Source organism: Halobacterium sp. KA-4 (assembly GCF_021028995.1).
Classification (GTDB): domain Archaea; phylum Halobacteriota; class Halobacteria; order Halobacteriales; family Halobacteriaceae; genus Halobacterium.
This window is the reverse complement of the sequence record NZ_JAJJZG010000008.1, coordinates 72052-93150: the sequence shown is the minus strand read 5'-3', so window position 1 is coordinate 93150 and position 21099 is coordinate 72052. Positions and strand designations below refer to the sequence as shown.

Genomic DNA, 21099 nt, shown 5'->3' with positions numbered 1-21099 from the left:
CGCGTAAAACACCTACTCCTCGTCGTCGTGGCTCTCCCGGCGCTCCGAGAGGTGCTCCCAAATCTCCGTGCAGCCGGCTCCGGGTTCGACGTCGGCGAGGTGGTCGTCGTCGCGGTCCGGTGTCTCCTTGCGGTCGGCGTCGCGTTCGGCGTGTTGGTTCACTCGCCGTCCACCTCCGCTGTGAACAGCTCGGGTGCGGCGTCGGCGGACGCGTGTTGGCGGTGGCCGCGGGTGCGGGTATGCATACTCCACGGTACGGCACACACACGGATAACTGTCGCTTAGCGCGCAACGCCCGCCAGCGCTGGCTGGTACCAGAGAGTCTTGACGGTAGTGAGGACGGCAGGCAGGCGTTGCCAGCGCCGACGGGGGGACCCGGCTGGACCCCCTAGCGGGAGTATGGCGACGCGACTGCGGCTGCTCGACGACGCCGCGTGGGTGAGCGTGAACGACGAGCGTGCGGTGGGGACCAGCGAGGTGTGGCCGGTCGCGGAGAGCTTCTGTTCGTGCTCGCTCGCGTGGCTCGTCGTCGAAGCGTTCGTCGACGTGGGCGCGGACGGGCGGCGCGTGGAGGCGCGGCCGCACGGGCACTGCCTGAACTGCGGGGAGTCCGGAACGGCACCGTGGCTGCCGGTCGGGAAGGTGACCGACGACGGCTTCGAGCTGGTCGAAGGTGTTCGGCGATAGCGGTAAAAGTATCCGCTACCGGACGGTCGCGGGGAACCTTGACACCAAGCACGCTTTGGTAAGGGCGGAAACCGAGTATGCTTCTATATGCCAACGGACGTGGAGCGATGGAAAGACGAGGTCTACGGTAACGAAATCCGGGAGCACCTCTTCCGGTTCGCCGAGGAGGGGTGGGACGCCATCCCCGAGGAGGAGGAGGACGCCTGGTTCGAGCGCTTCAAGTGGTGGGGACTGTACCACCAGCGGAAGGGCCAGGAGAGCTACTTCATGATGCGCATCGGGACGCCCAACGGCGTCCTTGAGCCCGGCCAGCTCCGCACGGTCGCGGAGGTCGCCGACGAGTACGCCCGCGGCCCGGTCGACAATCCGGAGTTCGGCGCGGCGTACTGTGACTGGACGACCCGCCAGTCCATCCAGCTGCACTGGATCAAACTCGAAGACGTGCCGGACATCTTCGAGAAGCTTGAGGAGAACGACCTCACGACCCAGCAGGCGTGTGGTGACTCGTGGCGCAACATCGTCGGCTGCCCGGTCGCCGGGAAGGACACCCACGAGCACATCGACGCGTGGCCGGTCGCCGAGGAGCTCCACGAGACGTTCAAGGGCAACGACGCCTACTCGAACCTCCCGCGAAAGTGGAAGGTCTCCGTCACGGGCTGCGACCAGGGCTGCGGCCAGGGCGACATCAACGACCTCGCCTTCGAGCCCGCCGAGAAGCACGGCGAACTCGGCTTCAACGTCCGCGTCGGCGGTGGGCTCTCCCGCAAAGAGCCGCGCCTCGCTCGCGACGTCGACATCTGGGTGCCCGAGGAGAAGGCCACGGACATCGCGGCGGCCGTGACCGAACTGTTCAACGATCACGGCGACCGCGACAACCGCTACAACGCACGCATCAAATTCCTCGTCGACGAGTGGGGCGCCGACAAGGTTCGGCGCGTCCTCCAGGAGGACTACACCGACTGGGACCTCGAATCCGCGGGCGACGACCTCCGCGACCAGTACACGTACAACGCGGGCGGCCACGAGCACGGCGACCACGTCGGCGTCCACGAGCAGCCCGACGGCAACTACTACGTCGGCCTGAACGTGCTGGTCGGCCGGCAGGGCGTCGAGGACGTCTACGAACTCGCCGACCTCGCCGACGAGTACGGCAGCGGCGAGGTCCGGCTCACGCAGCGCCAGAACGTCATCGTGACGGACATCCCCGAGGAGGACCTCGACGACTTCCTCGCGGCGGACCTCTTAGAAGATTACTCGCCGGACCCCCACCCGTTCATGCGGGGCTCCATCGCGTGTACGGGAACCGAGTTCTGCTCGCTGTCCATCGTGGAGACGAAGAACCGCCAGGTGCGGTACGCGCGCTGGCTCAAGGAGAACGTCGACGTCCCCGACGGCGTGACGGACTTCCACATCCACCTCTCGGGCTGCACGGCGTCCTGTGCGCAGCCCCAGATTGCGGACATCAGCCTCCGCGGGATGAAGACCCGCAAGGACGGCGAACCCGTCGAAGCGCTCGACGTCGGCCTGGGCGGCGGGCTCGGCGAGAACCCCCACTTCGCGGAGTGGGTGGAGATGCGCGTGCCCGCCGACGAGGTGCCGGGGTACATCCAGAACCTGCTGGCGACCTACGAGGACGAGCGCCAGAACGACGAGACGTTCCGTGACTTCATCCAGCGCCAGGAGGAGGACGCGCTCCAGGAGCTCGCGGACCCCGAGGAGACGGACTACGACGACCCGTACATGCACAACACGAAGATGACGTGGTACCCGTACGCGGACGACGACGACATGGACGCCAGCCCCGCGCCGACGAACGGCGAGGGCGAACCCATCTCCGCGGACGACTGACGCGACCGCGCTTCTCGTTCTCCTCTCACGCTCCGCTTTCTACTGCCGCTGTCGAAACACCCACCCACGCGGAGCGCGTGCTCTCCCCATGGCCGACCGCATCATCAAGGTCAACGCGTACACGACGTTCACCCTCCTCGCCGGCGAGGCGGAGGGCCACGGCTGGACCGAGGACGCGCTCGCCGTGCTCAACGTCACGACCGACGACGGCGACGTCCGCCTCGAAATCGAACTGGACAACACGGACACTGAGCACGTGCCGGCCCACGCCGAGCGCGCGACCCTCTCCCCCGAGGAGGCCCGCGAACTCGCGGGCGAACTCGAGTCCTACGCCGACCGCGCCGAGAGCGACGAGTAACTACACCGTAATCGTCGGGCCGCGGTCGGGCGCGCTCGCGTCGAAGCCGTCCGCACGCAACTGGTCGGCGAACCACTCGCAGCGGTCGCCGTGGTTGACGAGCAGCTCGCTGCCGCGGTAGTCCTCGAGGAACCCGCGAAGGCCCTCGCGGTCGGCGTGCGCGGAGAAGTCGTAACTGTTGACGCGCGCGGCGACCCGGAGATGGCGGCCGTCGATTTCTGCGCTGCCCGTGTCCAGGAGTTCGCGGCCGGGCGTCCCCTCGACCTGGTACCCCGTGAGCGCGACTTCGTGCTGGGGATTCCCCGAAATTTCCGGGACGTACGTCATCGCGGGGCCGCCCGAGAGCATCCCCGCCGTCGTCACGATGGCTGTCGGTTTGTCGGCGATGCGCTTTCGCTGGCCGTTCCGCGTGGATTTGTCAAGGAGGCGCGCGTGGCCACGCGCTTCTTGGAACGCGTCGGCGTCCCGGAGGAACTCGCTGGTCTGTTTGAACCGCTCGGTGACGGCGACGCCCATCCCGTCGACGTAACAGGGGATGTCGTGGGCGGCACACACCATGAACAGTTCCTGCGTGCGCCCGACCGCGAACGCGGGGACGACGGCGGTGCCGCCGCCGCGAATCGTCTCCGCTACGGAGGTGGCGAACGCGTCCTCGATGCTCGCGCGGTCATTGCGGGTCACGTCCGCGTACGTGGCTTCGGTAATCACGACGTCGGCGTCGGGCCGGGCGGTCGTGCCGGCGAGCAAGCGTTGGTCCTCCGTGTTGAAGTCCGCCGTGTACAGCAAGCGGGTGTCGCCGTCGTCCACGAGCACGTGCGCGCTTCCGGGGATGTGGCCGGCGTCGTAGAGCGTGATTTCGTAGCCGGCGGCCTCGAACGTCTCCCGGTAGCCGTGCGTCTCCGAGACCTCGCCGAGCGCGGCGACTTCCGCGCGCGTGAACGGACAGTCGTAGCGGCCGCCGCGCTCGCCGCCTCCCTGTAGTTTGAGCGTGTCCTGCGCGAGCAACCGCGTGAGGTCGCGTGTGGGCGGTGTCCAGTGAATCGGTGGGCGGCGCGTGCCGGCGACGAGTGCGGGGACGGCGCCGGCGTGGTCGAGGTGGCCGTGGCTGACGACGACCGCGTCCGGGTCGACGTCCTCGGGGTAGCCCGGGGGCGTCCCGGGCTTCATCCCGTAGTCGAGCAGCAGCGAGTCGTCGACGAGAATCGCGCTGCGCCCGACTTCGCGCGCGCCGCCGAGAAACCGCAAGTCCATATGCGTGGTAGGGGCGCGCGCTGTTTGGCTCCGTCGGTCCAGTCAGTCTCAGCGACCCCAGAATCCGGCCGCCACAGCCGTTGTGTGGGTTGTTACCAACCATATCAGAGCCGCCGCCCGTAACCCCGTTCCCGAACGTGTTCGGTTGCGTTCCCGGGACCTTGTACTGTGGTTTCCGGTTTACGTGTGTGTGCCCCTGACCGACGACGTGAGGCAAACATGGACGAGCACTACTCGCGCAGACGGTTCCTCGCAAGCACTGGCGTCGTCGGTGTCGCAGCGCTCGCCGGCTGTTCCGGCGGTGGCGACAGCGGCGGTGGTGGCGGCGGTGGCGGGACGACGGCCGAGCCGACCGAGACCGAGAGCGGCGGCTCCGGCGAGGAGTGGGTACAGACGAGCACCGTCGACATGACCGACGAACTGGTCTACGAGCCCGAACGCATCGAGGTCGAGGCCGGCACCACGGTGACGTGGGAGACGACCGGCGCGGTCGGCCACACGGTGACGGCCTACGAGGACAACATCCCGGACGGCGCGGAGTACTTCGCGTCCGGCGACTTCGACTCCGAGCAGGCCGCCATCGACGGCTACAACAGCGGCCAGGAGGGCAACGTGCCGCAGGGCGAGACCTACGAACACACGTTCGAGACGACCGGCACCTACGAGTACTACTGCATCCCGCACGAGATGAGCGGGATGGTCGGCTACGTCCGGGTTGTCTAAGATGTCCCAACACACTCCCGACGACGCAGACGAGACGCTCAACCCCGAGGCGGTCGTCGAGCGCCACGAGAACCAACTCGACGACCTGCTCGCGGAGGTCGACGAACCGACCCCCGAAGAGGACTCGACGACGCTGGAACTGGCCGGCCTCGAACTCTCCCGGCGTGACTTCGTGAAGGCCGGCGTCGCGACCGGCGCGATGGCGGGGCTGGCGGGCTGTTCGGGCAACATCGGCGGCGGCAGTTCGAACACCACGACCAGCTCGGACGGGTCGACACCCGACCACAAGGTCGCGCCCGGCGAGCACGACGAGTACTACGGCTTCTGGTCGGGCGGCCAGTCCGGCGAAATCCGCATCATCGGCATCCCGTCGATGCGCGAATTGATGCGCATTCCCGTGTTCAACACGGAGGCCGGCCGCGGCTACGGCTACGACGACCAGACCGCGGAGATGCTGGAGGGCGCCGGCGACTACACGTGGGGTGACAACCACCACCCCGTGCTGTCGGAGACGGACGGCGACTACGACGGCGAGTACCTCTGGGTGAACGACAAGGCCAACGGCCGCATCGCCCGGGTGAATCTGAAGTACTTCGAGACGGACGCCATCACGGACGTCCCGAACATGCAGGCCATCCACGGGTGTTCCGTGCAGAGCCCGGACACGGAGTACATATTCGGGAACGGCGAGTTCCGCACACCGCTGCCCAACGACGGCCGCGACCTCGACAACCCCGACGAGTACGTGTCGCTGTTCTCCGCCATTGACCCCGAGTCGATGGAGACCCAGTGGCAGGTGAAAGTCGACGGCAACCTCGACATCGTCGACACCGACAAGGACGGCCGCTGGGCCATCTCGTCGGCGTACAACGACGAGGGCGGCGTCACGGTCACGGAGATGACCCGCGACGACCGCGACTACGTGAAGGCATTCGACGTGCCCGCCATCGAGGAGGCCGTGCAGGCGGGCGAGTACGAGGAAGTCAACGGCGTGCCCGTCGTCGACGGCACGCAGGACAGCTCGCTGAACCAGGGGGACAGCCCCATCGTGCGGTACATCCCGACGCCGAAGAGCCCGCACTGCGTGGAAATCGGGCCGAACGGCGACTACGCGTTCATCGCGGGAAAACTCTCCCCGACGGTCACCATCCTCGACATCGACGCGCTGGACTCCTCCAGCGACCCCGAGGACGTCGTCGCCGGCCGACCGAACGTCGGCCTCGGCCCGCTGCACACGACCTTCGACGGGAACGGCCACGCGTACACGTCGCTGTTTATCGACTCCCAGGCCGTCAAGTGGGACATCCAGGCGGCGGTGGAGGCCGAGGAGGGCTCCTCGGACCCCGTCATCGAGAAGCAGGACGTCCACTACAACCCCGGCCACATTCAGGCCGTCGAGGCGATGACGATGGACCCCGACGGCGAGTGGCTGGTGAGCCTGAACAAGCTCTCGAAGGACCGCTTCCTGCCGGTCGGCCCCATCCACCCGGACAACGACCAGCTCATCCACATCGGCCAGGGCGAGAAGGAGATGGAACTGGTCGCCGACCACCCCGCCTACCCCGAGCCCCACGACTGCGTGTTCGCGCACAAGGACAAACTCGACCCCGCGACGACGTGGGACAAAGCCGACTACGAGGGCGAGAAGGAGTTCGTCACGAAGGAGAACTCCCGGGTCGAGCGCACGGGCGAGCGCTCCGTCGACGTGAAGACGTCCTCGATGCGCTCGGAGTACGGCCTCAAGGACTTCACCGTCAAGGAGGGCGACGAGGTGACGCTCACGGTGACGAACATCGAGGGCGTGCGCGACGTCATCCACGGGGTCGCCATCCCCGAGCACGACGTCCACCTCGCCATCGCGCCCCAGGACACCCGCGAGGCGACGTTCACGGCCGACGAGCCCGGCGTCTACTGGATCTACTGCACGTACTTCTGCAGCGCGCTCCACCTGGAGATGCGCTCGCGGATGCTCGTCGAACCGCGCGACGACTGACCGACCGCTGTCTGTCATCCACTCGACGGCCATCGGCGGCCTCCCCGGGGCGCCGGCACGCTCGCCGTGTCGGCGCGGCCCGCGGGGGTCGCAACCGGTGGTTCGTCGCGCGAACCCCGGGCAGGTGACACCATGGACTACGAGATTCCCGACCCCTCGGCGTTCCGCGAAGTCCGGCGCGCGCTCCCGCTCGCAGCGGCGGTGCTGTTCGTCGCGGCGCTGTGCTTCCCGATGTGGCGCATCGCCGTGGACGCCGTGCAGTACCCGTCGACGACGCTGCACCTCGAACTGTACGCCTACCCCCGCATCGCGGGCGACTACGCGGAGATGGCGAACCTCAACAAGTACATCGGCTTCTACTACCCCGACCCGGTGTACTGGCAGCCGAACTACGAGCCACACCCGTACGCCGTGGACGTGCCGGAGTGGTCGTTCGGCCCGCTGGCGTTCGTCGCGGTGTCGGCAGCCACGCTGTTCGTCTCGCTGGCGCCCGACGCCCGCCGGCTGAAGCGCGGGCTGACCGCCCAACTAGTCGGCACCGTCGTCGTGTTCGGCGTGATGCTCGCGGACATCCAGTACCGGCTCTACCAGGCCGGCCACACGCTCGACCCGGACGCGCCCGTGATGGGCGTCGAGGGATTCACGCCGCCGCTGTGGGGCCAGTACCACGTCGCGAACATCACCAGTTACAGCCGCTTCGGGCTGGGCGCGTACATGGCCATCGTCGCCGTCGCGTTGCTCGTCGTGGCGTTCTACTTCCGGGACAGCGACGCGACGTTCGGCGACCTCGCCGCGCGCATCACGAACCGAAATACCGCCGAGGACGCGGAGGCTGCGAGGTGACCGCCCGTGACTGACCGCCGCATCGAGCGTGGGTTCGCCGTCGCGGTCGTCGCCGTGCTCGTGGTGAGCGTCGGCGCCGTCGTCGCCGCCCCCAGCGACGACGCGGCCGGCAGCCCCGAGGTCGCGTTCGACGCGCCGGTCCCCGCGGAGTACGACTTCGCGCTCTCGTCGGTGGGCGAGCGCGGCGATGGCTACGCGGCCATCGGCGACGAACGCTACGACTCCCTCGCCGCGGCCGTCGACGCGGCTGAACCCGGCGATACTGTCGCGGTCCACGGCCACGTCGCCGGCCCCGTCAGCGTCGACACGCCGAACGTCACCATCGCCGGGAAGTCGCCCTCCGAGTCCGTCGTCTCCGGTGAAGCCGAGGGCGACGTCGTCACCGTCAACGCCAGCAGCGTGACGATTCGGGACGTCTGGGTGCGCAACGCCGGCTACAGCACCGAGGACAACGACGCCGCCGTCTGGGTGGACGCACCCGGCGCGACCGTCGCGGACACGCGCATCACGAACACCACGTTCGGCGTCTGGGTGAACGGCGTGCCGGACGCTCGCATCGCGAACACCACCATCGTCGGCCGCACGAGCGTCGAGCGTCGCTCCGACCGCGGGAACGGCATCCAACTCTGGCGCGCCAACGACGCCGAAATCGCGGACAACCGCATCACGGACGTCCGCGACGGCGTCTACTTCTCGTGGAGCTCGGGCGTGGTCGCGTCGAACAACACGCTGTGGGACCTCCGCTACGGCGTCCACTACATGTACTCCGACAGGAACCGGCTCGCGAACAACACCGCCTTCGACAACGACGCCGGCTACGCGCTGATGGTTTCGGACGACCTCGAAATCGTCGACAACGTCGCCGTCAACAACACCGGCACGAGCGGCCACGGCGTCCTCGTGAAAGAGGTCGACCACTCCACCATCGCCGGCAACGACCTCGTCGGTAACGACAACGGGATTTTCGTCTACAACTCTCTGGACAACGCGTTCCGGGACAATCTCGTGCTCGCCAACGACGTCGGCGTCCACCTCACCGCTGGCAGCGTCGACGTCCGCGCGGCCGGGAACTCGTTCGTCGACAACGCGGACGCGATGTACGCCGTGGTCGGCGAGCAGGTCGCGTGGAACGCCAGCGACCGCGGCAACTACTGGAGCGACGCCAGCCCCGTCGACGTCGACCACGACGGCGTCAGCGAGGTCCGGTTCCAGCCCGACGGCACCGTCGAGAACCTCGCGCGCCAACATCCCGGGGCCCGCGTGTTCGCGTCCAGCCCGGCGTTCGACGCGGTCCGGCTGGCGGGTCGGTCGGTGCCGCTCGTGGACGCGCCCGGCGTCGTCGACCACCATCCGCTCGCGACTCCCGCTCACGACGACTGGAGGCGATACTATGCCTGACCCAACCATCGACATCCGCGACGTGCAGAAGTCCTACGGCACAGTCACCGCGCTCGACGGCGCCAGCCTCGCCGTCGACCGCGGGGAGACGCTCGGGCTCGTCGGCCGCAACGGCGCCGGCAAGACCACGCTGTTCAAACTCCTCGTCGGCCACGAGACGCCGGACGCGGGCAGCGTCACGGTCGCGGGCCTCGCGCCGTCGGCGGGCACCGCGCTCCGCGAGCGCGTCGGCTACCTCCCCGAACACGCCGGCTTCCCGCCGTCGCTGACGGGCCGCGAAGTCCTCTCGTTCCACGCTCGTGTCCGAAGTGTCCCTGCCGACGCGCGTGACCGCCGTGTCGAGCGCGTGCTCCGCACGGTCGGCCTCGCGGACGCCGCGGACCGGCGCGTCGGCGGCTACTCGAACGGCATGAACCGTCGGCTCGGGCTCGCGACCGCGCTCGTCGGCGACCCGGACGTCCTCCTCCTGGACGAGCCGACCGCCGGCCTCGACCCGGCGGGCGTCGCGGACTTCCACGCTATCGTGGACGCGCTCGCCACCGAGACGGACGTGACGGTCCTCGTCACCTCCCACGTCCTCCCGGAAATCAAGCGCCTCTGCGACCGCGTCGCCGTCCTCGAAGATGGCGACGTCTCGGTCTCGGGGAGCGTCGAGGACCTCCGACGCGCGGCCGCAGACACCGTCTCGGTGGACGCGACCGTCGTGAGCGACCCCGACGCGGCCGCCGCCGACCTGCTCGACCACGCCGCAGTGACGACTGTAGAAACCGACGGCGCCCGCGTCCACTTGACCTGCGAGCGCGACGGCGTCTTCGACGTGCTCGACGCGCTTCGCGAGGCCGCCGACGTCGAATCTGTCGAGGTCACCGAGCCCGGTCTCGACGCGGTGTTTCGTGAGGAGGTCGCCGCGGGCGGCGACGTTGCAGTCGAAACCGGGGGTGAGCGGGCGTGACGGCAGACCGCACCGACGCCGTGGACGAGCAGCCTGCGACCGACGGCGGCGCAACTGCGGTCGTCGACGAACCCCCAGAGTTCGCAGCCGACGGCGCAACGGCGACAGACCTCGTGGAGCGCGACAGCATCCGCAGCACCGTCCGCGGCACTGTCGAGGTCGCCGCCCGCGAGTACCGCCTCGCGGTCCGGCGCCGCTGGGCGGTCGGCGCGGCGGTCGTGTTCGCGCTGTTCTCGCTGGCACTGGTCGTTCTCGGCGGCTCCGAGGTCGGGCCGACGCGCGTCGGCGCCGTGCTCGCGAGCTTCGCGCAGGTCGGCGTCTACGTCGTCCCGCTGGTCGCGCTCGCCGCGGGCTACGACGCCATCGTCGGCGCCGACGAGTCCGGCAGCCTCGAGATGCTGCTTGCGCTCCCGCTGTCGAATCTCTCGGTGGTCGTCGGGAAGTACGCGGGCCGCGCAGCCGCGGTCGGCGGCGGCATGCTGCTCGGGTTCGCGGTCGGCGGCGCACTCCTCGTCCGATACGCTGGCGTGGGCGTCGCCGGCGCGTACGCGTGGGTGGCGCTGATCGCGGTCGCCGCGGCGCTGGCGTTCCTCGGCGTCGGCGTCCTCGCGTCCGCGCTCGCCAGTGAGAAGACGCGGGCGCTGGGCGGCGCGCTCGCGGCGTGGGTGTGGTTCGTGCTCGTCCACGACCTCGTCGCGCTCGGCGCTATCGCCACTTTCGACCTCCCGCAGTGGGCGGTCTCCGTGGCGGTGCTCGCGAACCCCGCGGACCTCTTCCGCGTGCTCGTGCTCCGCACCGTCTCCACGACCGCGGGCGGCATCGCCGGCGTCCTCACCGGCGCGGGGCTGAGTCAGGGCGTGCTGCTGGCGGCGCTCGCGGCGTGGATACTCGTGCCCGTGACTGCCGCAGTCGCCGCGCTCGGCCGGCGCTCCATCTAGGAGTCCTGCTGCCACGCCGTCACGCGGAACCGCCGGTAGCCGCCGTGGGCGGCGTCCAGCGCGCCAATCCACCAGTTCCAGCGCTCCGCGGGCGACCCGCCCGGCGCGTCCCCGAGGTGGTCGACGACGGCCTCCGGCGTCACCTCGAAGTCGAGGTCGCCGTCTCCCGCCTCCGCGTCGGCGAGGTCGCCGGCCATCCGCGCGACCACGCGGCGCTCCGCGGGCGTCCCGCCGAAGGCGGCTTCGAGGCGGTCCATGAGAACTTCGCGGTCCATGTCCGTCACCGCGTGATTGTGTGGGCCGCGCCTTCAACGCTCGGGTGCCGGCTACGCCCCAGCACCCACAATTCCCCCGCGAGGAGCGTCCTGCCGGCGGGAGCGGCTTCGACGGGTTTTTGAACTGCGCCCGATTGGTTTCACGCATGGCTACGTTCCAAGTTGTCGTCGCCGACCCCGAGTCGGGGCGAAGCTACCAGCAGGAGGTAGACGGACAGGACGCGAATCGGTTCCTCGGCCTCGCAATCGGCGACGAAGTCGACGGCGAAGCCGTCGGTCTCGACGGCTACACGGTCGAAATCACGGGCGGCAGCGACGCCGCCGGCCGACCGATGCGCAGCGACGTCGAGGGTTCCGCGCTCAAGGACGTGCTGCTCACGGGCGGCCCCGGCTTCAACCCCGAGGACGACGGCGAGCGCAAGCGCGTCACCGTCCGCGGGAAGGAAGTCTCCGAGGCCGTCGCCCAGCTCAACGTCTCCATCGCCGAGCGCGGCGAGGAGTCCGTCGAATCCCTCTACGGCGAGGGCGAGGAGGAAGCCGAGGAAGCGGACGCCGAAGAAGCCGAAGCCTAACGGAACGCCACGCTTTTTCGCGTTCGTCGCGTATTCGTCGTCGTGAGCGACTACGACGCGTATCTCGCCGGCGACAGGACCGACGACGTCGCACTCTACCTCTCCGAGTCGTACGTCTCCGACGTGGACAAGCTAGCCGACCGCGACGACGCCGAACGGGTCGACGACGGCGTCGTGCTCGTCGTCGAGGGCGAGCGCGGCCGCAGCGTCTTCAAGAAAATTACGGGGATGGGCGCGATGGACTTCGGGTCCGCCGCGATGGACAACCCCGGGCACGTGGACAGCGACCTCGCGGGCGGCGACTGCCCGCACGCCAGCGACGGCCCCCAGGAGCACAGCCCCCAGTTCGCGTTCTCGTTCGCGGAACCCCAGAACGAGGAGGTCGGCGGCCTCTACGCGGAGGGCGACGTCATCCACGCCTACGTCTACTGTTCCTGCGGCGAGTCGTACTCCGACAAGTGGCTCGCGGGCGAGCGCTAGTCAGGACTCGTCCGGTTCTTCTTCGGGGTCGAGGTTGCGGAACCCGTCGAGGATGACCTGTTTCGCGGTCGCGCCCTGCGACGTCCAGTGGTTCGCGTAGTCCATCATGTCCTCGTAGATGTCGGGCTTGCAGCCCGCCGCCTTCGGGTGGCCGCCGCCGTTCACTTGGCGGGCGACCTCGTGGGCTCGCTGGAAGTCCTCGGTGCCCCGGATGCTCGCGCTCCCGGAAGGCTTGACGACGACTGCGGCGTCGGCTCCCTGTTCGCGCAGCGCCTCGGCGACCTCGTTCTGCGAGCAGCGGCCGTAGGTGACGCCGACGGTCCAGCCGTTGACCTCGCGCAGCGACGCCCGCGACACCGCGCGGTCGATGAGGTCGTTCTTCTCGACGCGGCGCTCCTCGAGGAACTCCATGACGTCCTCGGGGAGGTCCGCGCCGTGCTCCTGGATCGTCTCCATGTACTCGTCGGTGTCCACCCAGTAGGAGTAGTCCGCGAGGTCGTCGCTGCGCGGGTCCTCCTTCAGCCAGAGGTCGTGGTCGCGGGTGACAGCCGCGAGTTCCTTGAGGTAGCGCGGGAGGTCCGCGTCGATGGAGCGCACCGCGACGTCGGCCGTGCACTCCTCTTCGGAGTCGCCGATGACGAGGTCGACGCCCGCCTCGCGCACGGCGGCCTCGGTGTCGTCGGTCCACTGGTGGTGGTCGTACCAGTGCACGTCGCTGGCGTGCTCGACGAGGTACGCGAGCTCGTCCTCGACGTACGCGTACTTGTCCGGGCAGAGGTCACAGACGTACACCGTGCAGTCGAGTTCGCCGAACTCCGCGGCGCGCCGCAGGCCGTCTTCGAGTTCGTGCGGGCCCGCGGGCACGAGCGCCGCGTCGCCGTACACTTCGCGGACGATGGCCGCGCAGGCCATCCCGTCGGCGTCCGGGTCCGCGACGACGAGCACGTCCGCGCCCTCCGCTTCCTCGCGAATCTCTCGGTCCTTGCGCTCCTCGTGGATGCTGTCCGGGATGAAGAAGCCCTTGCCGGGGAGCAGCGACTTCCGCTCCAGCGGCATGTCCTCGTCCTCGATGACCCAATCTTCCATACTGGACGGACGCCCGGACGCGCAAAGAACCCAGTGGTTCGGTGGGTTGGCGGTCAGTCGTCGAGGTGCCACTCGCCGCGCCCCGTCGCGCTCGCGTAGTGACGGTCGCTCCCGAGCAGCCGGTCGCGTTTCCACTGGAAACTGCTGCGGTGGTCGTAGCCGACCGCACCCTCGGTCCGGAAGCCGCCACAGCCGGTGAGCGCGCTCCGGGCGCGGTCGGACGCGGGCGTCAGTTCGACGGCGAACTGGCTCCGAATCGTGTCCGAGACGTTCGCGACCTGCACGCCGTTGCGCGTGTGCGGGTTCGGGAAGACGCTGTCGAGGCGCTGGTCGTCGGGGAGGTCGGCGCTGCGGACGGCCTCCTCGACGGCGTACCCGTCGCCGGCCGCCGCGTGGAGGGTCGTTCGTAGACGGACGTACTGGCCGGTGTCTTGCCGGCTGACCGACGCGACCGTCCGCGACGCGTACGCCTCCCCGGTTTCGAGGCAGCCGACGACGTGCGCGGCACCCGCGTAGTCGTACATCGAGTCCGCCGAGGACTCCGGAACGAACGTGTCACACTCGGGAACGCGGCCGACGAGCGCCCACCCGAGCGGGTCGAGCGCGGGGTCGTCCCACCCGCCGTCGTCGACGAACGTGTACGTCTCGACGGTTCCATTCGCGTTCGGTATCGCCACGACCGTCTCGACGGGCCTCGCGCGGACGGCCTCGACGCCGAACGTGTACTCGCCTCGCACGGCTTCGAGCAGGCTGCGGAGCGCGGCTTGTACGTCACCGGCCGCGAACGCCACTGGTTTGCCCGCTCGCAACGCTCGGACGAGGTCCCCGCGGTCCGCGCTCGCGGTCGCGAGCACGATGTCCGCCCCCGCGACTGCATCGTTGGTGTTCGGCGGGTCGGGGAGGTCGTCGGTGTCGCCGGCGAGGTACACGGCTTCGTCGTCGAGCACGCGACTCGTGTCCGCGTGCAGGCCGCTCCCCGTGTTCACGTCCGGACGGCCGCCGTCGAACGCGCTACACCCGGCGAGGGCCGCGATACCAGTCGTACCGACTGCCGCGAGGAACCGGCGGCGCGTGGAGGGCATCGACTACACGCCCGGCCGCCCGGAGGAAAAAGCCCGCGTTGGGTCAGACGCTCGCTGTACTCCCGCTACTCGTTCTCGTCGAGCTGGCGCACCGTCAACACGGGCACCGGACACGTCCGGACGACGCGCTCGGCGACGCTCCCGATGAGGAAGCGGTTCTCACCGTGGCGGCCCCGCGTCCCGGTCGCGACCACGTCGGCGTCCACGTCGCGGGCGTACTGGCTGATTTCCGCGGCCGGCCGCCCCTCCCGCACTGCCGTCGTCACCCGCTGGTCGGCATCCTCGGCGATGCGCTCGACGGCCTCCTCGCCGCGTTCCTCGAGGGCGTCGTGCATCTCCTCGCGGACCTCCGCGGGCGCGCTCTCGACCTCACTCTCCTCTAAGACGTACAGCGCGTGGACGTCCGCGTCGAAGCGCTCCGCGAAGTCGAGCGCGACCGCGACGGCGCGCCCCACGCTCTCGGAGCCGTCGGTCGCGATGACCACCGTCTCTATCATACTCGACGCTGCGCGCCCGCGCCCCTTAAAGCCACGCGGCAGTGGAGCCCGCACACGCGGAGCGCTTTAGTAGCCCGCCCGCGCAGACGCAGCCATGAGCCTCGAAGTGGACACCGTGCTCGTGCCCGTGGACGGGACCGACGCCTCGGTCACGGCCGCCGAGTACGCGTTCGCGGTCGCGGACCGGTACGACGCCGACGCCCACGCGCTGTACGTCCTCGGCGAGACGGTCAGCCGCGGCATCCACGCCGGCGAAGTCGACGAACCGGAACTCGCCGACGAGACCCGGACGTTCCTCAACGACGTCGAGGAACTCGCGCCCGAGGACGTCCGCGTCGACTCGACCATCGCGTACGGGTTCTCCACGAGGCGCAAACTCCAGCACCCCGGCAGCGTCATCCTCGACTGCGCCGCGGACGTCGACGCCGACTTCCTCACCATCCCCCGCGAGGGCATGCGCGACGAAACCGGCGACGTCCTCGAAAAAGCCGCCGAGTACGTGCTGCTGTACGCCAGCCAGCCGGTCCTCTCAGTCTAACTCTTCCGCCGCGTCGCCCTCTGCCTCCGCGTCCGGTTCGTTTACGTCTGCATAATCTTCTGCCTCCGCGATTCTCGTCTTCACGAGCCCGTCCACCTGCGTGAACAGCGAGTGCACGAGCAGCCACGTCGCGCCGAGCGCGAACACACCCGTCAGCAACATGCCGATGGAGCCGGTCGGGAGCAGCATCGCCTGCAACACGACGAGCGCCACCCACACGAGCACCACGTGGAGCGTGAACCGGTTCGCCCGCGAGACGTGTTCGTCGGACCAATCCGGGGTTGTCATCGTCGGCACGTCCCCCGCCACCCAATTAATTCAGTCGAATCGCCATCTCCATCTCGAAGCTCTCGGCGGCCGCCGTGTCGAAGCCGACCTTCTCGTAGAGCGCGACTGCGGGCCGGTTCCAGCGTTCGACGGTCAGCCAGACGTACTCCGCGCCGTGCTCCTGGCCGTGGCCGAGCAGCGCCTCGATGAGTTTCGTGCCGATGCCCGCGCCCTGGTAGTCCTGGTGGACGAAGATGGCGAGCTCGTACGTCGACTCGTTGTCCGGCACGAGCGTCGCGTGCCCCGCCACCTCGTCGTCGTCCCACGCCAGCACGTCGTAGCCGTCCTGCTCGAAGAGGTTCTCCAGCCACTCCCGGATGCGCTCCTCGCCGACCGGTGGCACGCCCTGCGCGCGGTCGGCCGGGTCGAACTCCACGTACATCTCCACGACCGCCTCGAAGGCGTCGTCGCCCGGGCCGTGCTCGCCCTCCCACGCTCGCACTTCGATGGTTCGGCCCTCGCCGTCCTCGAACTCCCGCGGCGGCCGCGGGAACTCGTCCGCGACCTCGTCGGGGTACGCTCGTTCGTCGGACATGCTATCGCACCAACTTCACGGACACGCGCGCGTTCAACAGCACGAACTCCGCGATGTTGCCGAGGCGAATCTTCCCCATCGGGCTTCGCTGGCCGCCCCCGAGCACGATTTGGTCGAACTCCTCGGTCTCGGCCAACTGCACGATACTACTCCCCGGGTCGCCGGACAACTGCCGCACGTCCGCCTCCAGGCCGGCCTCGGTCAGCGTCTCCCGAGCGACCTCCACGATGTCCTCGGGCGACCGGTCGCTGTCGGGATTCTCCACGACAGCCACCGTCACCTCGTCGCCGGTCTCGACCGCCCGTTCGACCGTCTCGTGGAGCGCGTCGAGGGAGTCGTCTGCGCCGCCGATGCCGAGCAGCACTTTCATAGTCGGACTGTCAGCGCCGCCGAGTAAAAGGATTCGGCTGGGAGGCGACGAGCAACGCGAGTCGCCTCCGGATATGTGAGCGGGGAGCGAAGCGACCCGCGAACTGCGGGATTCCGAGCACAGAGTGACCGAACGCCCCACTCAGCGAGCCGCGCTGCTCGCGGCTCGCTACGCTCACGGCTCGCTCTTCCGTGCTCTCTCTCCGGTCGAGCACGTCCCCGCTCGTCCGTTCGGGAATTTCTCGCTGGGCTGATCGCCCCGCGCTGCTCACGGCTCCCTCTGGTCGCCGCTCGCAATAACGAGACTCCTCCCTCTGGTCGGAGTCTCGCCGGCGACACGCTTTTGCGCTCAACACGGCAACCCTACTCCATGCCCGAACGCGCTTCTCCCGCAGACTGGGACCTCACGCCGGCCGTCGAGCCGACGGAGGCCCCGACCGACGACACCGACGACGTGCCCGAGGACGTCCGCGAGTACGCGCGGTTCTCGAAGATGGACGGCGCGCAGTACGACCGCGTCAACGAGTTCCTCCGGGACCGAACCTACGTCACGGCCCGCGAGTGGGCGATAGCGCGGCTCTGCGCGGACTTCCGCACGGAGACTGGCGTGGAGATGACGAAAATCGGGGAGAACCTCCCGGAACTCGTGCCGTTCATGACCGACACGTACAGCCCGCAGGCGGTCAACCAGGCTCGGTCGGCGTTCGAGGACAAAGTCCGGATGGCGGGCGCGACGTTCCTCTACGGCGCGATGTCCGGGTTCTTCACGGCCGACGAGCTCGACGACCTGATGTACGAGGTGACGGAGGTCGCGAAGTTCCTGCTCGAAGTGGAGGGCGTCGACCTCGCCGTCGAGGAGGAGTTAGAGGCGGAGGAACGCATCTCGTCGGTGATGCGGGACGTGCGCTCGGCGAGCGACGAACTGCGCCACGACGGCACGGAGTGCCCGAACTGCGGGCACACCATCGACGCGGACGCGAGCGCCGACGACTAGGCGTCGGGCTGCTCCGGGAGGAACGGGTCGACGTTCTCGTGGACGAACTCCACGTAGTCGTCGTTGAGTCGCCGGCAGAACAGCCGGACTTCGCCGTTCGCGCGAATCGTGTCGAGTTTCTCCGCAGAGGTTGCGCTGTCGTAGTACGCGGGCACGAACACCGCGGTCTCGCTGTCAGGGTCTTTCTCCACGACGAGCAGGTACGTCGTACTGTTCGCGGCCGCCTGGAACACGTCCACGTCCGTGAACGCCGTGTCCTCGGCGAGTGCTTCGAGGTCCTCGTACTCGTCACCGGGCAGCAACACGTCGAGGCCGGTGCGGAACTCCGAGTCCACGAGTACAGAGTCGCCGGGGTGGAGTTCCAGCGTCGTCCAGCCGCGGTCGCGGTACGCCTCGGCGGTCGCCGCCATGTCGTCGACGACGGCCTGCCAGCCCTGCTCTGTCGGCTGGTTCGTTGGGCCGTCGCTGGCGGGGTTGTCGTTCATGTCTGTGTCGCGGGCAGCGCCGGGGATAAGCGTTGCCCAAGTCCCGCAAGGTATTTCTTGGGTGGACTGCGAATTTTGCCCAGTGACTGACCTCCTGTCGCTCTCCGGCCTGCGGACGCAGTTCGAGACCGAACGCGGCGCGGTGAAGGCCGTGGACGGCATCGACCTCACAATCGAGGAGGGCGAGACCGTCGGGCTCGTCGGCGAATCCGGCTCCGGGAAGAGCGTCACGGCGCTGTCGGCGATGGACCTCGTCGACGACCCCGGCGAGGTCGTGGACGGCCGCGTGACGTTCCGTGCTGCCGACCTCGCCGCCGACCTCGCGGGGGACTTTGAGGGCAGCGTCGTCCCGTACCCGTTCGAGCTCGTGGACGCCGTCTGGGAAGTCGTCGGCGACCTCCGCGTCGGCGAAGGCGTTGAGTCGGCGTCCGCGGAACTCCGCGGGATGTCCGCCGACCTCACGGGTGCCGACGACCCCGCCGACCTCGCGGACGACCTCCGCGAGGCCGCCGACCGACTCGACGAAGGCACGACCGAGTCCGTCGTCGCGGACGCCCTCGAAACCGCTGTCGACGATGCCGACGACGGCTTCGTCTACGTCGACGACGACGCGCGCGCCGAACTGCTGCGCGGGGCGGACGTGGCTGACGTGGACGTGACCGACGGCGTCCTCGACCTCACGGACGCCCCCGAGGAAGCGATGCGGAAGGTGCGCGGCGGCGAGATGGGGATGATCTTCCAGGACCCGATGACGTCGCTGAACCCCGCGGTGACCGTCGGCGAGCAGGTCGCCGAGTCGCTGCGCCTCCACCGCTACGGCGACCGCAAGCCCGACACGTGGCTGAACGCGATTCGCGAGATTCTCCCCAAGATTGGCGGCCGCGAGCACGACGAGGAAGTGTTCGAGGACGTCATCGACATCCTCACCGAGGTCGGAATTCCCGAGGCGACGACCCGGCTGGAGGAGTACCCCCACGAGTTCTCCGGAGGGATGCGCCAGCGCGTGCTCATCGCCATCGCGTTGGCGTGCCAGCCGCGGCTGCTGGTCGCCGACGAGCCGACGACGGCGCTGGACGTGACCATCCAGGCCCAGATTCTGGACCTCATCGACGACCTCCAGGACGAATTCGGGATGTCCGTGCTGATGATTACCCACGACCTCGGCGTGGTCGCCGAGACCTGCGACCGCGTCGCGGTGATGTACGCGGGCGAAATCGTCGAGAAGGGGCCCGTGGAAGAAATCTTCCACAACCCCAGCCACCCGTACACGTACACGCTGCTGGAGTCGATTCCGACCGAGGAAAAAGAGCGCCTGACGCCCATCGAGGGCAACGTCCCGGACCTCATCGACATGCCCGAGGGCTGCCACTTCGCGGACCGCTGCCCGTGGGCGAAACCCGAGTGCCGCGAGGGCGAGATTCCGTTCCTCCAGCACGGCGCCGAGGACGTCGACCACCGCTCGAAGTGCATCCTCCCAGACTTCGACGAGAGCGAGTACGGGTCCGAAGGCGTCTCCTCGAAGGCCGAACACGAAATCGGCGAACCGCTCGTGGAACTTCAGGAGATGCGCAAGTACTACGAGCAGGAGTCGGGCTGGCTCGACCGGTTCTTCCCGGGCGAGGAGCCCAGCGTGAAGGCCGTTGACGGCATCAGCCTCGACGTCCACGAGGGCGAGACGCTCGGGCTGGTCGGCGAGTCCGGCTGCGGGAAGTCGACGGCCGGGCGCGCGCTCCTCCACCTCGACCCGCCGACCGACGGCACGGTCGTGTTCGCGGGCGACGACCTCGGGACCCTCTCGAAGACCGAACTCCGGGAGAAGCGCAAGGACATGCAGATGGTGTTCCAGGACCCGATGTCGAGTCTCGACCCGCGGATGACGGTCGGTCAGACGGTCATGGAGCCGCTGAAGATTCACGACCTCGCGGAGGGCCACCGCCGCCAGCGCGTCGTCGAACTCCTCGAAGAGGTCGGGCTCGACCCGAGTCAGTACGACCGCTATCCACACGAACTCTCGGGCGGGCAGCGCCAGCGCGTTGGCATCGCGCGGGCACTCGCGGTCGACCCCGACTTCATCGTCGCGGACGAGCCGGTGAGCGCGCTTGACGTCTCTGTGCAGGCCCAGATTATCAACCTCATGGAGGACCTCCAGGAGGAGTACGGCCTGACGTACCTGTTCATCGCCCACGACCTCTCCGTGGTGCGCCACATCTCCGACCGCGTCGCGGTGATGTACCTCGGGGAAATCGTGGAGGTCGCGGGGACGGACGAGCTGTTCGGCGACCCCAAACACCCCTACACGAACGCGTTGCTGTCGGCGATTCCCGAGCCCGACCCGCTGGCCGAGACCAGCGACCGCACCATCCTGAAGGGGGACGTGCCGTCGCCTATCGACCCGCCGTCGGGCTGCCACTTCCGCACGCGGTGTCCGTCCGTGATTCCGCCCGAGGACCTTGACATCGAGCAGGAGCGCTACCGCGAAGTGATGTTCTACCGGCAGCGCGTGGAGTCCCGCGACATCGACCTTGACGCCGCACGCGAGCAGGCGGCCGGCGAGGCCCACGCGGACCGAGCGGTCGCGGACGGCGGTAGCGACCTCCACGCCGTCCTCCACGACCAGTTCTTCGATGAGCCACTCTCCGGGAAGGCTCGGGACGCCGTCGACGAGTCCTTCGACTACCTCGCCGAGGGCGACTGGGATGGCGCGGAAGCGGTCCTTAGCGAAACCTTCGAAAGCGTCTGCGAGCGGAAGGACCCCCATCTCGGCGACGAGCCCCATCCCGCAGCGTGTCACCTGTTCTCCGACGCTGAGTGAACCGGGCTGGGACTGCCCCGTCGCCGCCCCGGAGTTAGCGGCAATTTTGCCCCCGG

At 68.9% G+C, this 21099-nt stretch carries 24 protein-coding genes; 14 read left to right on the top strand and 10 right to left on the bottom strand.

Translation table 11 applies throughout. From position 1 onward, the window contains the following. Positions 1-12: 12 nt before the first annotated feature. The gene (locus LPA44_RS09955) at positions 13-162 is read right to left on the bottom strand and encodes a hypothetical protein (RefSeq protein ID WP_230889435.1); all 150 of its coding nucleotides are present in this window, start codon (positions 160-162) and stop codon (positions 13-15) included. Between the two features lie 237 nt (positions 163-399). Between LPA44_RS09955 and LPA44_RS09950 the strand changes: the two genes are divergently transcribed. The 3 genes from LPA44_RS09950 (at position 400) to LPA44_RS09940 (ending at position 2893) form a co-directional block, all read left to right on the top strand. Beyond that, the gene (locus LPA44_RS09950) at positions 400-687 is read left to right on the top strand and encodes a hypothetical protein (protein WP_230889434.1); all 288 of its coding nucleotides are present in this window, start codon (positions 400-402) and stop codon (positions 685-687) included. A gap of 87 nt (positions 688-774) precedes the next feature. Continuing rightward, on the top strand, positions 775-2535 hold the full coding sequence (locus LPA44_RS09945; RefSeq protein WP_230889433.1) for a nitrite/sulfite reductase: 1761 nt from the start codon (positions 775-777) through the stop codon (positions 2533-2535). Positions 2536-2623: 88 nt separating this feature from the next. Next, positions 2624-2893: a DUF6360 family protein gene (locus LPA44_RS09940; protein WP_230889432.1), complete on the top strand. Its 270-nt coding sequence runs from the start codon at positions 2624-2626 to the stop codon at positions 2891-2893. On the opposite strand, the gene LPA44_RS09935 is transcribed toward LPA44_RS09940, so the two are convergent. Beyond that, positions 2894-4144, bottom strand: a complete 1251-nt coding sequence (locus tag LPA44_RS09935; RefSeq protein ID WP_230889431.1) for an MBL fold metallo-hydrolase — start codon at positions 4142-4144, stop codon at positions 2894-2896. Between the two features lie 219 nt (positions 4145-4363). On the opposite strand from LPA44_RS09935, the gene LPA44_RS09930 reads away from it, so the two are divergent. The 6 genes from LPA44_RS09930 (at position 4364) to LPA44_RS09905 (ending at position 10991) form a co-directional block, all read left to right on the top strand. Continuing rightward, positions 4364-4867: a plastocyanin/azurin family copper-binding protein gene (locus tag LPA44_RS09930; RefSeq protein ID WP_230889430.1), complete on the top strand. Its 504-nt coding sequence runs from the start codon at positions 4364-4366 to the stop codon at positions 4865-4867. 1 nt (position 4868) lies between these two features. Continuing rightward, positions 4869-6860, top strand: coding sequence for a TAT-dependent nitrous-oxide reductase (nosZ, locus tag LPA44_RS09925; RefSeq protein WP_230889429.1), 1992 nt, complete (start codon positions 4869-4871; stop codon positions 6858-6860). A 132-nt stretch (positions 6861-6992) separates the two neighbouring features. After that, positions 6993-7703, top strand: a complete 711-nt coding sequence (locus LPA44_RS09920) for a hypothetical protein (protein WP_230889428.1) — start codon at positions 6993-6995, stop codon at positions 7701-7703. 6 nt (positions 7704-7709) lie between these two features. Further along, the gene (gene nosD, locus LPA44_RS09915; RefSeq protein WP_230889427.1) at positions 7710-9101 is read left to right on the top strand and encodes a nitrous oxide reductase family maturation protein NosD; all 1392 of its coding nucleotides are present in this window, start codon (positions 7710-7712) and stop codon (positions 9099-9101) included. Next, complete coding sequence (locus LPA44_RS09910; protein ID WP_230889426.1) at positions 9094-10053, top strand: ABC transporter ATP-binding protein; 960 nt, start codon at positions 9094-9096, stop codon at positions 10051-10053. The genes nosD and LPA44_RS09910 overlap by 8 nt, the downstream gene beginning before the upstream one ends. Continuing rightward, positions 10050-10991: an ABC transporter permease gene (locus tag LPA44_RS09905; RefSeq protein WP_230889425.1), complete on the top strand. Its 942-nt coding sequence runs from the start codon at positions 10050-10052 to the stop codon at positions 10989-10991. Before LPA44_RS09910 ends, LPA44_RS09905 begins: the two co-directional genes overlap by 4 nt. Here LPA44_RS09905 and LPA44_RS09900 read toward each other — a convergent pair. After that, entirely contained in the window at positions 10988-11266 is a 279-nt protein-coding gene (locus LPA44_RS09900) for a hypothetical protein (protein ID WP_230889424.1), read from the bottom strand. The genes LPA44_RS09905 and LPA44_RS09900 overlap by 4 nt on opposite strands. A gap of 146 nt (positions 11267-11412) precedes the next feature. Between LPA44_RS09900 and LPA44_RS09895 the strand changes: the two genes are divergently transcribed. Both LPA44_RS09895 and LPA44_RS09890 read left to right on the top strand, forming a co-directional pair. After that, entirely contained in the window at positions 11413-11838 is a 426-nt protein-coding gene (locus LPA44_RS09895; RefSeq protein ID WP_230889423.1) for a 30S ribosomal protein S6e, read from the top strand. Positions 11839-11880: 42 nt separating this feature from the next. Next, entirely contained in the window at positions 11881-12318 is a 438-nt protein-coding gene (locus LPA44_RS09890) for a DUF5807 family protein (RefSeq protein WP_230889422.1), read from the top strand. On the opposite strand, the gene LPA44_RS09885 is transcribed toward LPA44_RS09890, so the two are convergent. The 3 genes from LPA44_RS09885 to LPA44_RS09875 form a co-directional block, all read right to left on the bottom strand. Further along, positions 12319-13404, bottom strand: coding sequence for a DHH family phosphoesterase (locus LPA44_RS09885; RefSeq protein WP_230889421.1), 1086 nt, complete (start codon positions 13402-13404; stop codon positions 12319-12321). 53 nt (positions 13405-13457) lie between these two features. Beyond that, positions 13458-14486 (bottom strand): hypothetical protein, encoded by a 1029-nt coding sequence (locus LPA44_RS09880; protein WP_230889420.1) that lies wholly within the window; start codon positions 14484-14486, stop codon positions 13458-13460. 65 nt (positions 14487-14551) lie between these two features. Further along, on the bottom strand, positions 14552-14983 hold the full coding sequence (locus tag LPA44_RS09875) for a universal stress protein (RefSeq protein ID WP_230889419.1): 432 nt from the start codon (positions 14981-14983) through the stop codon (positions 14552-14554). Positions 14984-15077: 94 nt separating this feature from the next. Here LPA44_RS09875 and LPA44_RS09870 point away from each other — a divergent pair, with 94 nt between their 5' ends. Continuing rightward, positions 15078-15521, top strand: coding sequence for a universal stress protein (locus LPA44_RS09870; RefSeq protein WP_230889418.1), 444 nt, complete (start codon positions 15078-15080; stop codon positions 15519-15521). On the opposite strand, the gene LPA44_RS09865 is transcribed toward LPA44_RS09870, so the two are convergent. From LPA44_RS09865 to LPA44_RS09855, 3 genes are read right to left on the bottom strand one after another with little or no spacing between them, the layout of a single operon-like run. Then, positions 15513-15809, bottom strand: a complete 297-nt coding sequence (locus tag LPA44_RS09865) for a hypothetical protein (RefSeq protein ID WP_230889417.1) — start codon at positions 15807-15809, stop codon at positions 15513-15515. The genes LPA44_RS09870 and LPA44_RS09865 overlap by 9 nt on opposite strands. Positions 15810-15834: 25 nt before the next feature. Further along, positions 15835-16383, bottom strand: a complete 549-nt coding sequence (locus LPA44_RS09860; protein WP_230889416.1) for a GNAT family N-acetyltransferase — start codon at positions 16381-16383, stop codon at positions 15835-15837. A 1-nt stretch (position 16384) separates the two neighbouring features. Continuing rightward, the gene (locus LPA44_RS09855; RefSeq protein ID WP_230889415.1) at positions 16385-16753 is read right to left on the bottom strand and encodes a universal stress protein; all 369 of its coding nucleotides are present in this window, start codon (positions 16751-16753) and stop codon (positions 16385-16387) included. A 249-nt stretch (positions 16754-17002) separates the two neighbouring features. On the opposite strand from LPA44_RS09855, the gene LPA44_RS09850 reads away from it, so the two are divergent. Continuing rightward, the gene (locus LPA44_RS09850) at positions 17003-17746 is read left to right on the top strand and encodes a DUF5806 family protein (protein ID WP_442903378.1); all 744 of its coding nucleotides are present in this window, start codon (positions 17003-17005) and stop codon (positions 17744-17746) included. Here the strand turns inward: LPA44_RS09850 and LPA44_RS09845 are convergent. Then, complete coding sequence (locus tag LPA44_RS09845) at positions 17743-18231, bottom strand: DUF7529 family protein (RefSeq protein WP_230889413.1); 489 nt, start codon at positions 18229-18231, stop codon at positions 17743-17745. The two genes, LPA44_RS09850 and LPA44_RS09845, sit on opposite strands and share 4 nt — an antisense overlap. Before the next feature lie 82 nt (positions 18232-18313). On the opposite strand from LPA44_RS09845, the gene LPA44_RS09835 reads away from it, so the two are divergent. After that, positions 18314-21043: an ABC transporter ATP-binding protein gene (locus LPA44_RS09835; protein WP_330166495.1), complete on the top strand. Its 2730-nt coding sequence runs from the start codon at positions 18314-18316 to the stop codon at positions 21041-21043. The last annotated feature ends 56 nt before the right edge of the window (positions 21044-21099 follow it).